General features: G+C 64.0%; 2 protein-coding genes (1 of these 2 only partly in view). Both read right to left on the bottom strand.

Annotation, left to right across the window (positions count from 1 at the left end; all coding sequences use genetic code 11):
- Positions 1-3,060, bottom strand: partial view of a non-ribosomal peptide synthase/polyketide synthase gene (locus HDC30_RS08670; RefSeq protein WP_183782308.1) — the start only. It extends 11,934 nt beyond the left edge of the window; 3,060 of the gene's 14,994 nt are visible here — the first part of the coding sequence; it begins with the start codon at positions 3,058-3,060; its stop codon lies off the left edge, out of view.
- The gene (locus HDC30_RS08665) at positions 3,060-15,380 is read right to left on the bottom strand and encodes a non-ribosomal peptide synthetase (RefSeq protein ID WP_183782305.1); all 12,321 of its coding nucleotides are present in this window, start codon (positions 15,378-15,380) and stop codon (positions 3,060-3,062) included. The genes HDC30_RS08670 and HDC30_RS08665 overlap by 1 nt, the downstream gene beginning before the upstream one ends.

Raw genomic sequence — 15,380 nt, 5'->3', positions numbered from 1 at the left:
TTGCGGGGCGATGTAAGTCGATTGCAGCTGGCTGGCGTCAGGTGCCGGCAAGGCTTTGCGGTCGACTTTGCCGTTCGGCGTCAGCGGCAGTTGCGCGAGGAACAGCAGGTGCGCCGGTACCATGTATTCCGGCAGCTCGGCCTTGAGGCTGGCTTTCAATGCGGCGCGCAGTTCAACTTCATCAATATCGTCGGCGGTCGGCACCACATAGCCGACCAGTTGCGGGCCGGTCGGACCGTCCTGCGCAACCACCACTGTTTCGCGCACGCTGTCGAGGGCGAGCAAACGTGCTTCGATCTCGCCGAGTTCAATCCGGAAACCACGGATTTTCACCTGATGGTCGATCCGCCCGATGTACTCGATCACGCCTTCGGCGCGGTAACGGGTCAGGTCGCCGGTGCGGTACAGACGCCCGCCGATTTTCGAAAAGGGATCGGGGACAAAACGTTCGGCGGTCAGGCTCGGGCGCTGGAAGTAACCACGAGCGAGGCCGTCGCCGCCGATCAGCAATTCCCCCGGGGCGCCGAGCGGATTGAGCTCAAGGTCGCTGCCGAGGATGTACAACGCGGTGTTGTCGATCGGTGTGCCGAGGAATGGACGGCTGCTGTCCGCACTCAAGGCGTGCTGCGCCGACCAGATAGTGGTTTCGGTCGGGCCGTAGAGGTTCCACACGCTCGGCGTCAGTGCGAGCATGCGTTGCGCCAGCTCCTGCGACAGCGCTTCACCGCCACAGAGGAACGTGCGGCCCGCCAGGATTGGCGCCTGTTCATTGTCCAGCAGCATGCGCCAGGTCGAGGGCGTGGCTTGCAGCGCCGTCACGGCGTGACGCTCGATCAGTTCGAGCACCGCTTGCGGGTCTTGATGCACGTCCTTGCCGGTCAGCACCACACAGGCGCCGGCCAGCAATGGGCCGTAGATTTCCAGGCCGAAAATATCGAACGAAAAGGTGGTCAGCGACAGCATGCGATCGGCGGCACAGATGCCCGGCTGCTTGATCATGCTCGCGACAAAGTTGCTCAGCGCCGCGTGGCGCACCATCACGCCTTTCGGTTTGCCGGTGGAACCGGAGGTGTAGATCGTGTAGGCCAGATGCTCGCCATTGACTGCCACGTCCGGCGCGGTCTGTGGATAAGCCGCCAGCCACTCGCGTGGCTGATCCAGCAACAGCGCTTGCACGCCCGGCGGGATCGGCAGCTGCGTCTGCAAATGGCTTTGAATCAGCAGCAGTTGCAGGCCGCTGTCCTCGATCATGTAGGCCAGGCGATCCTGTGGATACGCTGGGTCCAGCGGCACATAAGCACCGCCGGCCTTGAGGATCGCCAGCAGGCCGACGATCATTTCCGCGCTGCGCTCGACGGCGATGCCAACCAGTTGATCCGGGCCGACACCGGCCTCGATCAGCTTGTGCGCCAGTTGACTGGAGCGGGCATCCAGCTCGCCGTAGCTCAGCACGTCTTCGCCGATGATCAGGGCAGTGGCCTGCGGCGTTTGCTGTGCACGCCGGGAGAAATCCTGCTGCACGCATTCGGCTTGCGCAGTGCGGTCGGCGCTGCGCAACCAGTCCTGCAACAGCACGCCGTGTTCGGCGCTTTCCAGCAACGGCAATTCGCCGACGCGCTGGCTCGGCGCGGCGACGATGCCACGCAGCAGGTTCTGCCAGTGACGCGCCAGACGCTCGACGGTTTCAGCTTTGAACAGATCGGTGGCGTAGGTCAGCTCGGCGGCAAAGCCGTCGCTGGACTCGTAAGTATTCAGCGTCAGGTCGAACTGCGCGGTGCGCCCTTCCCACTGCACATCCTCGACACTCAACTGCGGCAACTGCGCCGCGTTGCGGCCCTGGTCACGGCTGGTCTGGTGGTTGAACATCACCTGGAACACCGGACTGTGGCTCAGGCTGCGCTCCGGTTGCAAAGCTTCGATCAGTTGCTCGAACGGCAGATCCTGATGCGCCTGCGCGTCCATCGCCGCCTGCTTGACCTGAGCCAGCAACTGGTTGAACGGCAGTTGCCCGCTGACCTCGGCACTCAGCACCTGCGTGTTGACGAAGAAGCCGATCAGGCCTTCGGTCTCGACCCGGTTACGGTTGGCGGTCGGCACCCCGACGCGAATCTGCGCCTGTCCGCTATAGCGATGCAGCAACGCCTGGAACGACGCCAGCAGCAGCATGAACAGGCTCGCACCTTCGCGCTGCGCCAGCTGTTTGAGGGCGTCACCGAGGTCAGCCGGCAGGTTCAGTTCCAGCCGCGCACCGCGCAGGCTTTGCACGGCCGGACGCGGGAAATCGATCGGCAGCTCCAGCACCGGCTGCTCGCCGCCCAGGGTCTTGACCCAGTAGGCCAACTGGCGCTCACGCTCGCCCGCTTCCAGCCAGTGCCGCTGCCAGATCGCGTAGTCGGCGTACTGTATTTCCAGTTCCGGCAGGCTCAGCGGCTGCCCGGCGGTGTCGGCGCCGTAATGCTGAATCAGCTCGTTGACCAGGACTTTGATCGACCAGCCATCGGAGATGATGTGGTGCTGGATCAGCACCAGTACATGATCGTCCGGTGCCACTTCGAGCAGCGCCACCCGCAGCAGCGGGCCCTGCTGCAAATTGAACGGGCGTGCGGTTTCGCTCTCGACAAAGGCCTTGATCGCGGCGTCTTCCCCGGCGGCATCGAGGCCCTCCGGCAATGGCGTCAGGCTGATGCTCAGCGGCAGCTGCGGGTGAATTACCTGGCAAAAGCTTTCGCCTTGCTCGGCGAAGGTGGTGCGCAAACTTTCGTGACGCGCCGCCACGGCGTTGAAGCTGCGCTCCAGCGCCGCCACATCCAGCCGCCCCTTGAGGCGCAGGGCACTGGGGATGTGATACGCGGTGCTGTGCGGGTCCATTTGCCAGAGGAACAGTTGACGTTCCTGAGCGTACGACAGAGGAATCGCCGCAAACCCGGAACGTGTTTCCGGGATCGGCAGGTTGGCCGGAGAGACGCCCTCTTCGAGCATCTTTTCCAGGTACAGCTTACGTTTGTCCAGCGGCAGAGTGATAAAGCGCTTGGCTACCCTCAAAGCAACACTCTTGTCCATCAGACTTCCTCCATATCGTCAAGCAGGGCTTCCAGCTTGCTCAGTTTCTGTTCGTTGATTGCCCCGCCTCCTGTATCGAGTCGAGCGACAAAATCGCTCAGGACGGGGTGCTGGAATAACAGTTGCGGGGTCAGCGTCAGGCCCAGTTCAAGAGCAATGCGCGACACCACGTTGACCGCCAGCAGCGAGTGCCCGCCGAGTTCGAAGAAGTGATCGTTCAAGCCGATGCGTTGCACTTCGAGCACTTGCTGCCAGATCGCCGCGACCTGCTGCTCAAGCTCACTGTGCGGCGCGACATACGCGGCCTGCATCTGGCTGGCATCGACCGCCGGCAGGGCCTTGCGGTCGAGTTTGCCGTTGGGGGTCAGTGGCAACTGCTCAAGGAACAGCAGGTGCGCGGGAATCATGTAGTCAGGTAACGAAGACTTGAGGCCAGTCTTTAGTCCCTCGCGCAGTTGCCGCCGCGCGTCCCCGTCGTGCATCTCCAGTGACGGGGCAACCACATACGCCACCAGTTGCGCGCCGGTGTCGCTTTCGACGGCCAGCACCGCCGCCTCGGTGACTGCCGGTTGCGTGAGCAATCGCGCCTCGATCTCCCCCAGTTCGATGCGGAATCCACGAATTTTCACCTGATGGTCGATCCGGCCCATATACTCCAGCTCGCCCTCTTCGCGCTCTCGAATCAGGTCGCCGGTGCGGTACATGCGCTCGCCGTTACCGACGAAAGGATTCGGCACGAAGCGCTCGGCGGTCATCGCCGCACGCCCCAGATAACCGCGCGTGATACCGGCGCCGGACAGATACAGCTCGGCCGAAACGCCTTGCGGCACCGCGTGCAGATCGGCATCCAGCAGATGACTGGCGCTGTGATCGAGCGCACGCCCGATCCGTGCCTGACCGCCAGCACTGCGGCGGGTCCAGGTCGAATAGGTGGTGTCTTCCGACGGGCCGTACAGGTCGTAGACGTGCTCGACGGTTGACTGCTGATACAGCGCATCGACCAAGGCTTGCTTCAGCGGCTCACCCGCCAGATTGATGATGCGCACGCTTGGCGGAATCTGCCCGGCACGCTGCAGCGCGGCAATCGCCGACGGCACAGTGTTGATCAGACGCACCTGATCGCGAGCCGGCAGTTGCGCAAGCTCCAGTGCATTACGCGCGATGATCAGCGAACCACCGTTGGCGAGAGTGACAAACAGCTCCCAGACCGACAGGTCGAAACACACCGACGTCGAGGCCAGCACGCCTTGGATGTCGTCGCGGCTGTAGACCTTGGCCGACCAGTCGCTCAGCGCCATGACGTTGCGATGGGCAATCGCCACGCCTTTCGGTTTGCCGGTGGAGCCGGAGGTGTAGATCACGTAGGCGAGGTTATCCGGCTGCACCGCAGTCTGTGGTGCAACAGCCGAATAGCTGCCCAGCGACAGCTGATCCAATAGCAGCACTTGGGTATCGCCCGGCACGCTCAGGGTCGCGGCAACCGCCTGTTCGGTGAGCAACACCCGCGCCCGGCTGTCTTCGAGCATGTAAGCCACGCGATCCGCCGGATAGTCCGGGTCGAGCGGCACGTAAGCGCCACCCGCCTTGAGCACCGCGAGCAAGGCAATCAGCAACTGCTCGGAACGCGGCATCGCCACGCCCACGCGCACTTCCGGGCCGACGCCCAGTTCTACCAATTTATGCGCCAGACGGTTGGCGTGGGCATCCAGTTCGGCGTAGCTCAGTTGCTTATGGGCGAAGGTCACCGCCAAGGCATCCGGGGTCGCCGCCACCTGATTGGCGATGGCTTGATGGATGCACTGCTCGGTAACGAAATCGCTGTTCACTTGCGGGCCGTGTTCAATCAGGTTCAGTTCACTGAGCGAACGTTCCCCGCCATCCGCCATCTGGCTCAGCAGACGCTGCAGATGCGCGCCCAACTGCGCCACGCTGGCCGCAGCGAAGCTGTCGCGCTGATAACTGAAATGCACCGACAGTTGCGCGCCCATGTTCACCAGCAGGGTCAGCGGATAGTTGGTCTGCTCCTGATTGGCCACCGCGCCGAAGCGCAGACCTTGCGGCGCACCGCGTTCCAGTGCTTCGCCGATCGGGTAGTTCTCGAACACCATCAGGCTGTCGAACAGCGCGTCACCGCCCTGCCCGGCCCAGCGCTGAATATCCGCCAGCGGCGTGTGTTCGAACTCGCGCGAGGCGAGGTTCTGCGCCTGCACTGCTTGCAGCCAGGCGATCACGCTCTGCTGCGCGGACGGCGCAGCGATCACCGGCAGCGTGTTGATGAACAGGCCGATCTGCGCTTCGGCACCCGGCAGATCCGCCGGGCGCCCGGCGACGGTGGCACCAAACGCCACGCAATCCTTGCCGGTGTAGCGCTGCAACAGCAACAGCCACGCCGCTTGCACCACGGTGTTGACGGTGACTTTCGCGGCCCGGGCAAACTCGCCCAGGCGCTGGCTCAGCTCAGCGTCCAGCACCTGGTAATGATCGCCGTAACCCACGCTCGGCAAACCGGCCTGCGGCCGCGCGATGGCATTGGCCAGGCGCGTCGGTTCCTGCAGATTGCCCAGCGTCGACAGCCAGTAGGCTTGCGCCGCCGCGCCATCCTGACGTTGCAGCCAGGCGATGTAATCGCGGTAGCGACCCGCGCCACGGGCGACCGCTTCGCCGCTGTAGTGCTGCAACACTTCGCCGAGCAACTGCGCGCTGCTCCAGCCGTCCATCAGGATGTGATGGTTGGTGTAGATCAGGTGATAACGCTCGGCTGCAGTGCGCACCAGCACCAGGCGCATCAGCGGCGCACAGCTCAGGTCCAGACCCAGTGCGCGCTCCTCATCGGCGAGGGTTTGCAGCGCTGCCTCCAGATCAGTCCTGCCGTGCCAGTCGAGCACGCTGAATGGCACCTCGACCTGACGCTGCACCACTTGCACCGGTTGCGGCAGATTGCCTTGCCAGAAGAAACCGCTGCGCAGGATGTCATGCGCATCCACCGCCGCCTGCCACGCTGCGCGGAAGCGTTGCGGATCGACGCCGTCGACGTCCAGGCGCATCTGGTTGATGTAGTCGCCGTTGCCGTGTTCGAGCAAGGTGTGGAACAGCATGCCCTGCTGCATCGGCGACAGCGGATAAATGTCGTCGATGCCTTGCGGCTCCAGCACCAGTGCGTCGAGTTGCGCTTGCGACAGTTGCGCCAGCGGGAAGTCCGACGGCGTCACGCCACGGTTGGCAGTGTCGCAGCAGTGGCCGATCAGCGCGGTCAGTTCCTGCACATAGTCGTCGGCCAGACGCTGGATGGTGGCGCTGTCGAACATCGCGCCGCTGTAGGTCCAGCTCAGGTCCAGCTCACCGCCGAACACCTTGCTGTTGAGCGCCAGCGGATTGCCCAGCGGCCCTTGCAGATTGACCTCTGCGCCGCCGGACTCGCTGGTCGGCACGAACAGGGCATCGCTCGCAGCGTCGAAACTGCCGTCGAACTGGCCAAGATAGTTGAAGGTCAGGCGCGGCGCCGGCAAGGCTTGCAGGGTGGCACGCGCCGGCTCATCACCGAGGTGTGCGAGCGCGCCGAAGCCGATGCCTTTGTGGGGGATCGCCCGCAGCTGTTCCTTGATCTGCTTGAGCGACGCGCCGAGTTCGGCGGCCGGTGCCAGGCGTGCCGGGAATACGCTGGTGAACCAGCCCACGGTGCGGGTCAGATCGATGTGTTCGAACAGGTCTTCGCGACCATGGCCCTCAAGCAATACCAACGCATTGTCGTCCCCGGTCCAGCGCACCAGCACCCGCGCCAGCGCGGTCAGCAACAGATCGTTGACCTGGGTGCGATAGGCCGCCGGAGCTTCCTGCAACAGCTGACGGGTCAGGGTCTGATCGAGTTTGCTGCGCAGGGTCAGCGCCTGATCGTGTTGCTGACCACCCTGCGGCCGGTCGTAAGGCAAGGCCGCCGAAGCGCCCTGCAACTGCTGCTGCCAGAAGCCCAGCTCGGCCTGCAACGCAGGGGTTTGGGCGTAGTCCTGCAACGCCGCTGCCCAGGCTTTGAGCGCACTGGTTTTCGCCGGCAATTGCACGGGCTTACCTGCGAGGAGCTGGCGATAAGCGTTTTGCAGGTCTTCAAACAGAATCCGCCACGACACGCCATCGACCACCAGGTGATGGACGATCAGCAGCAGGCGCTGACTGCCATCAGCCAGGTTCGCCAGCACCGCGCGGATCAGCGAACCGCCGCTCAGTTGCAAGCTGCGCTGGGCTTTGTCACCCAGTACCTCAAGGGCGGCGAGATCAGCGACCTCGACTTGCCAGAGAATGGTTTCCCCCGCTTGCGTGGCGACGTCGCGGTAGTGCGCCGACCAGCCAGCGGCCTGCTCGACAAAGTCCAGACGCAAACTGTCGTGCTGCACCACCAACGCATCCAGCGCTTGCTCCAGTACCTGAGCGTCCAGTGCCTGAGTCGGCTTGAGCATCACCGACTGGTTCCAGTGGTGACGGTCGGGAATCGCTTCGGCGAAGAATGTCTGATGAATCGGCAGCAGCGCGGTTTCGCCGGTTTGCGCATGCTGATCGATGGGCTGCACCGCCTCGCCAGTCTGCGCGACTGTAGCGAGGGCCTGAATGGTCTGGTGCTGGAACAGGTCTTTGGGGCTGAAGCGAATCCCGGCCTGCCGTGCCCGGCTGACCACTTGAATCGAGATGATCGAATCGCCGCCCAGTTCGAAGAAGTTGTCGCTGACACCGACTTGCTCAAGTTTGAGTACGTCCTGCCAGATGGCCGCCAGTTGCTGCTCCAGCGCGCTCTGGGGGGCGACATAGGTTTGCTGCAGTTGGCTGACGTCCGGTTTTGGCAGGTTCTTGCGATCGAGCTTGCCATTCGGCGTCAGCGGCATGCGCTCAAGACGCAGGACATACGCCGGCACCATGTGCGCCGGCAGGCTGGCCTTGAGCTGCGCGCGCAGGTCGTCGGTGAACTCGGCACTCGCTGAATCGCCGACCACGTAAGCCACCAGACGCTTGCCACTGCCGGCGCTGCCTTCCTGCGCCACGACCACCGCTTCACGCACGCCGTCGAGGGCTTGCAGCGCCGCTTCGACTTCGCCCAGTTCGATACGGAAACCGCGAATCTTCACCTGATTGTCGATGCGATCCAGATAGTCGAACGTGCCGTCGACGCGCTGGCGCACCAGGTCACCGGTGCGATAGAGCAAGCCGCCACGGGTGCTGAACGGGTCGGCGACAAAACGCTCGGCGGTCAGCCCCGGACGGTTCAGATAACCCCGCGCCAACCCGGTACCACCGAGGTACAGCTCACCGGCCATGCCTTGTGGCAGCAGGTTCAGATCGGCGTCGAGCACATAGGCGCTGCGGTCGCCGATCCGGCTGCCGATTGGTGCGTAAGCGGCGCCGCACGGTTCTTCACGGCCAGCCTTCCAGATCAACGGCGTGACCACGGTTTCGGTCGGGCCGTAGCCGTTGATGATGTAGTCCGGATCGAGGGCGCGTTTGACCCGCTCGAAACTGGCGTTTGGCACCGCATCGCCGCCGAAGCAATAGATCCGCACTTTCGGCGGGTTGCCGACACGCTCGGCGTGTTCGGCCAGTTGTTGCAGGTACACCGGCGGGAACGCGACCACGCTCACGCCGTGTTCGATCATCGCGTTGTAGGTCTGCTCCGGCGTCCACAGCGTGTCGTCGCGAATCAGCAGCGAAGCACCGTGGGTCAGGCTGGTCAGCCAGCGCTCGTGGGCGCCGTCGAAGGCGAACGACATGAAGTGGAATTCGCAGTCGCTGTCGCGCATTTCGTAGCGCTGACCAATGGCCTGGCAATGCATCGCCAATGGGCCGTGAGCAACGCTGACGCCTTTCGGATTGCCGGTGGAACCGGAGGTGTAGATCACGTACGCGAGGTTATGCGGATCGACTGCTACCTGAGGCGCCGTGATCGGCAATTCGCGCAGGTCGAGACGATCCAGTTCCAGCAACGGCACCGACTCGCCGACCGGCAATTGCGCCGATACCGACGAATCGCTGATCAGCAGCGCCAGCCCCGAATCCTCAATCAGATAGGCCAGGCGTTCACGCGGATAACTGGTGTCCAGCGGCACATACGCACCGCCGGCCTTGAGCACCGCCAGCAGCGCGACGATCACCGCCTCGCTGCGTGGCAGGGCCACGCCGACCCGGGTCTCGGCGCCGACACCACGGGCAATCAGCGCGTGAGCCAGTTGATTGGCACGCTGCTCGATCTCGCCATAACTGAAGTGCTGACCGTTGAAAATCACTGCAGTGCGCTGCGGACGCTCGGCCGCCAGCGCAGCAATGCGCTGATGCACCGCGATGTCCAGCGGGTATGGCTGCGGCTGGTTTTCGGCTTGCTGGCGGGCATGCTCGTCAGCACTGGCCAGAGCGATTTCGCCGAGGTTGCGCTCGGCCGACACGGCAAACTGCTCAAGCAATTGCAGCAGATGGGCACTGATGCCTTCGATAACCTCACTGGCAAACTGGCTGCGGTCGAAGCTGTAGTGCAGCGCCAGTTGCTGACCGAGGGTGACCGCCACGCTCAGGGCGTAGTGGGTCTGCTCCAGGTTGCCGACATCACCGAATGTCAGGCCTTGCCCGGCCTGGCTCAGCGCCTGGGCGACCGGGTAGTTTTCGAACACCAGAATGTTGTCGAACAGCGCTTCCCCGCCCTGCCCGGCCCAGCGCTGGATGTCCGCCAGCGGCGTGTGTTCGAAGTCGCGCAGGCTGAGGTTTTGCGCCTGCACCGCTTGCAGCCATTGGCCAACGCTTTGGTCCGGACGCGGCGCGCCGATCACCGGCAGGGTGTTGATGAACAGGCCGACTTGCTGCTCGATGCCCGGCAAATCCGCCGGACGCCCGGCCACGGTCGCACCGAACGCCACCGCCTCGTGACCGGTGTAGCGCTGCAGCAACAGCAGCCACGCAGCTTGCACGAGAGTGTTGACGGTGAATTTCTGCTGCCGGGCAAACGCTTCCAGCGCCTGAGTGCGCGGCACGTCCAGCGTCAGGTAATGGTCACCGTGGCCGCTGTCGCCTTCGCCGCCGGTAGCGGCGCGGGCCAGTCGGGTCGGCTCTTGCAGCGCGGCCAATTGACCGCTCCAGAAGTCCTGGCTCAGCTGCGCGTCCTGACGCTGCAGCCAGGCGATGTAATCGCGATACCGTCCGCCGCCATGGGCCGGGGTGCGACCGCTGTAGCGCTGCAAGACTTCGCCGAGCAACTGCGAGTTGCTCCAGCCGTCCATCAGAATGTGGTGATGGGTGTAGATCAGGTGCCATTGCTCGGCAGCGGTCTGCACCAGCACCAGACGCAGCAACGGTGCATGGCTCAGATCGAATCCTTGCTGACGCTCGGCATCGGCGAGCGCCGCGAGGGCTGCCGGCTGATCGACGCGCTGGCGCCAGTCGAGGATGCTGAATGGCAACTGCACCTGCTTATGGACGATCTGTAGCGGTTGCGCCAGTTCGCCCTGCCAGACGAAACCGCTGCGCAGAATGTCCTGCGCATCGACGGTAGCCTGCCATGCGGCGCGGAAACGCTCAGGGTCAAGGCCTTGCACATCCACGCGCAACTGGTTGATGTATTCCCCCGCCGCTTGCTCGTAGAGGGTGTGGAACAGCAAACCCTGCTGCATCGGCGACAGCGGATAGACATCATCGAGCTGACCGGCCGGCACCGGCAGCGCATCCAGTTGCGCCTGGGTCACCCGAGCCAGCGGGAAGTCCGACGGCGTCGCTTGCGCGGTTTGCAGGCTGCAGCAGTGTTCGATCAGCGCCTGCAATTCGCTGGCGTATTGATCGACCAGGTGCTGCACCGTGGCGCTGTCGAACATCTCGCGGCTGAAGCCCCAGCTCATCGACAGTTCACCGCCATACACCTGACCTTCGACGGTCAGCCAGTTGCCCAGAGGCGCTGATGGATCCTGCGCCACGCCGCTGGTTTCAACAGCCGGCACGAACAACGCCGCCTCGTCGAACTGACGGTCGAACTGGCCGAGGTAGTTGAAGGTGATGCGCGGTTGCGGCAGCGCGGCCAGTTCGGCGCGCACCGACGGTGCGGCCAGATGGCGTAGCACGCCGTAACCCAGACCTTTGTCCGGCACCGCGCGCAGTTGCTCCTTGATCGCCTTGATCGAGCCGTCGAGATCAGCGCTGGCGGTCAGGTTGACCGCGAACAGACTGGTGAACCAACCCACGGTGCGGGTCAGGTCGACGTCATCAAACAGGTCTTCGCGACCGTGGCCTTCCAGTTCGATCAGCGTGCCCGGCTGCTGGCTCCAGCGGCTGATGGTGCGCGCCAGTGCGGTGAGCAACAGATCGTTGACCTGGGTGCGATAGGCGGCGGGCGCCTGTTGCAGCAACTGGCGGGTGCGCTCGGCGTCGAGACGCCATTCGATTTTCTCGCCATGCAGGTTGTGCAGGCTGCCATCCGGGCGGTCGCACGGCAGATCCTTGGCACCCTGATGCTGGGCTTTCCAATAACCCAATTGCTCATCGAAGCGCGACGCTTCCTGCGCCAGACGCGCCGTCCAGCTCTGGAACGCGCTGGTCTTCGCCGGCAACTGAATGCCGCCACCCGCCGCCAGTTGCTCGTAAGCCTGCTGCAGATCTTCCAGCAGCACCCGCCAGGAAACGCCATCGACTGCGAGGTGATGAATGATCAGCGCCAGTCGTTGCGAGCCGTCAGCCATCGTCACCAGCAACGCGCGCAGCAACGGGCCGCTTTGCAGGTCGAGGCTGCGCTGGGCTTCGTTGCACAGCGCCTGCAACTGTTCGGCAGATTTGGCATCGCGTTGCCACAGTTCAGCGCTGCTCAGCAGCGGGCCGTGGCTTTGCTGCCAGCCTTCGGTGCTTTCGACAAAACGCAGGCGCAAGACGTCGTGGTGATTGATCAGGTACGTCAGCGCCGCATCGAGCCATTGTGCGTTCAATGCCTCACGCGGGGTCAGCAGCAACGACTGGTTCCAGTGCTCGCGCACCGGCATCGCGCGGCTGAAGAAATCCTGCTGGATCGGCCCGAGCACGGCGTCGCCGGTCACCGGCCCCTGATCCACCGAGGACAGATGATCGTGGCTCGCGACCAGCGCCAGACTGCGCACGGTCTGGTACTGGAACAGGTCACGCGGGCTGATACGGATCCCGGCCTGCCGCGCACGGCTGACCACTTGAATCGAGATGATCGAATCGCCGCCCAGCTCGAAGAAGTTGTCTTCGAGGCCGACGCGTTCGAGGCCGAGCACAGCTTCCCAGATCGCCGCGAGGGCTTTTTGCATGGCGTCCTGTGGCGCCACGAACGCCTGTTGCGGTGCGGCATCCGGTTGCGGCAAGGCCTTGCGGTCGAGTTTGCCGTTGGCGGTGACCGGCAATTTGTCGAGGGTGATCAGGTAGGTCGGCACCATGAATTCCGGCAGGCTGCCGAGCAGCCACGCCTTGACGTCTTGCTGCCACTGTTCGTCTGCCTGCGGGTTTTCCAGCACCAGATAAGCCACCAGATGCTTGCCGCCCTGCACCAGCACCACCGCCTCACGCACCAGCGAGTGCTGCATCAGGCGGGTCTCGATTTCACCCAACTCAATGCGCAAGCCGCGCAACTTGACCTGATGGTCGAGACGCCCGAGGTATTCGATCACGCCGTCGGCACGCTGCCGCACACGGTCGCCGGTGCGGTACAGGCGTGCGCCGTCATGGAACGGGCACGGCACAAAACGTTCGGCCGTCAGCGCCGGGCGCTGGTGATAACTGCGCGCCAGCCCGGCGCCGCCCAGATACAACTCACCGGCGACACCGCTCGGCACCGGCAGCAATTCGGCATCGAGGACATGGGTGCGCAGGTTGGCGATCGGCCGGCCGATCGGCACGCTGTCCGCGCCTTCATCGACACAGGTCCAGTGAGTGACGTCGATGGCCGCTTCGGTCGGGCCATACAGGTTGTAAAGGCTCGCGTTCGGCAGTTTGGCGAAGACTTGCAGCTGCGCATCCAGCGGCAACGCTTCACCGCTGCAGACAATCCGCTTGAGTCCGCTGCAGCTTTCCACGCCGGCCTCGTGAATGAACGCCTGCAACATCGACGGCACAAAGTGCAGCGTGCTGATGCCGTGGCGGTTGATGCTATCGATCAGTTGCAGCGGATCACGGTGCGCGCCCGGCGCGGCCACCACCAGCCGTGCGCCGGTCAGCAGCGGCCAGAAGAACTCCCACACCGACACGTCGAAACTGAACGGGGTTTTCTGCAGCACCGAATCACTGGCGTCCAGCGCATAGGCTTCCTGCATCCAGTACAAACGGTTGACCAGCGCCGCGTGGCTGTTGCCGGCGCCCTTCGGTTTACCGGTGGAACCCGAGGTGTAAATCACGTACGCCAGGTTCAGCGGATCGACGCTGACGTTGGGACGGCTGTCGCTGTAACGGTCGAGCAGCCCCGGCTGATCCAGGGTGATGAGTTTCACTCCATCAGTCGGCAGCGCTGCCAGCAGCGCCTGTTGCGTCAACAGCAAGGTGATGCCGCTGTCCTCGATCATGTAGGCCAGACGCTCCTGCGGATACTCCGGATCCAGCGGCACGTAGGCGCCGCCGGCCTTGAGAATCGCCAGCAGCGCGACGACCATTTCCACCGAACGCAGAGCGCACACGCCAACCAGACTGTCCGCTTGCACGCCCTGTTCGCGCAGCAGATGCGCCAGGCGATTAGCTCGGGCATCCAGTTCGGTGTAACTCAGGGTCTGTTCGCCGAACAGCAGTGCCGGTGCCTGCGGCGTACGCGCGACCTGCGCTTCGATCAACTGGTGAATCGGCGTGTTGCTCGGGTACTGCGCATGGACGTTGTTCCAGTCGTGCACCAGCATGCGCTGCTCGTCAGCCTCCAGCAGCGGCAACTCACCGATGCGCTGCGACGGATCAGCGACCATCGCCGTCAGCAGGCGCAGCCAGTGCCGCGCCATGCGTTCGATGGTCGGTGCATCGAACAGGTCGCTGGCGTAGGTCAGCGCGGCGTGCAGCTTGCCGCCCTTCTCCCAGGTGTCCAGCGTCAGGTCGAACTGAGTGGTGCGGCTCTGCCAGTCGAGGCTGTCGAGTTGCAGGCCGGATGCGGTGCTGATGGTGGCGATATCGGCCACGTGCGGCTGATGGTTGTACATCACCTGGAACAGCGGCGTGTGGCTGAGGCTGCGTTCCAGCTTCAGCGCTTCGACCAGTTGCTCGAACGGCAGATCCTGATGCGCCTGGGCACCGAGCGCGGTTTCCTTGACCGCCCGCAGCAGTTCATCGACCCGAGTCTGTCCGTGCAGCTGCGTGCGCAGCACCTGGGTGTTGACGAAGAAGCCGATCAGGCCTTCGATCTCGCCGCGATTACGGTTGGCGATCGGCACGCCGACCCGCAGGTCGGTCTGCCCGGTGTAACGGTGCAGCAGCGCATTGAAGGCGCCGAGCAGGAACATGAATAAAGTGACTTGATGCTGTTGCGCAGTGCTGCGCAGTTGCTCGGCGAGTTGGCCGTCGACCGCAAACTCGTAACGAGTGCCGCGATAGCTCGGCATCGCCGGGCGCGAATGATCCAGTGGCAACTCCAGCACCGGGTGTTCGTCGCCCAGTTGTGCCTGCCAATAGTCGAGCTGGCGCGCCTGCTCACCGGCTTCCAGCCAGCGGCGTTGCCACAGCGCATAGTCGCTGTACTGAATCGGCAATGGCGGCAATTGCGGCGTCTGACCGGCGTCGAACGCGTCGTAGCAACGGATGAATTCGTCGATCAACACGTTCATCGACCAGCCATCGGAGACGATGTGGTGCAGGGTCAGCAGCAGCACGTGTTCCTGCTCGGCAAGCTTGAGCAAGGTCACCCGCAGCAAGGGGCCGACCGCCAGATCAAATGGCAACACCGACTGCTGTTCGGCGGCACGGATCACCGCCTGCTCGCGCTCACTGGCCGGCAGTGCGCTGAAGTCTTCCCGGGTAATCAGCAGCGGCGCGGTGGCCGGCACTTGCAGGAGACTGTCATCGGCCTGGCGCTGGAACACCGTGCGCAGGGTTTCGTGGCGCTCCACCAGACTGGCGAAAGCTTGCTCCAGCGCCGACTGGTTCAGTCGACCATTGAGTCGCACCGCACCGGGCAGGTTGTAGGCGCCGCTCTGCGGGTCGAGTTGCCACAGGAACCACATGCGTCGCTGCGCGTAAGACAGCGCCTGACGATCCTCGGCTGCGATGCCGGCGGGTATCGGGAACCGCGCGAAATCCACGCCCTCCTTGTGCAGGGCCGCGAGGAACATCTGGCGCTTTTCCAGGGGCAACCCGATAAACCGGCGAGCAAGTTTCAAGGAGTCTTCAGCATTCAT

The sequence above is a fragment of the Pseudomonas sp. JAI115 genome (assembly GCF_014200835.1).
In the GTDB taxonomy this organism is placed as follows: domain Bacteria; phylum Pseudomonadota; class Gammaproteobacteria; order Pseudomonadales; family Pseudomonadaceae; genus Aquipseudomonas; species Aquipseudomonas putida_A.
The sequence above is the reverse complement of the archived record's forward strand: the minus strand, read 5'-3'. Positions and strand labels throughout refer to the sequence as shown.

Bases quoted from the DNA above. Each gene is read 5' to 3' on its own strand.
- HDC30_RS08665 (WP_183782305.1), bottom strand. From the start codon at position 15,380: ATGAATGCTGAAGACTCCTTGAAACTTGCTCGCCGGTTTATCGGGTTG.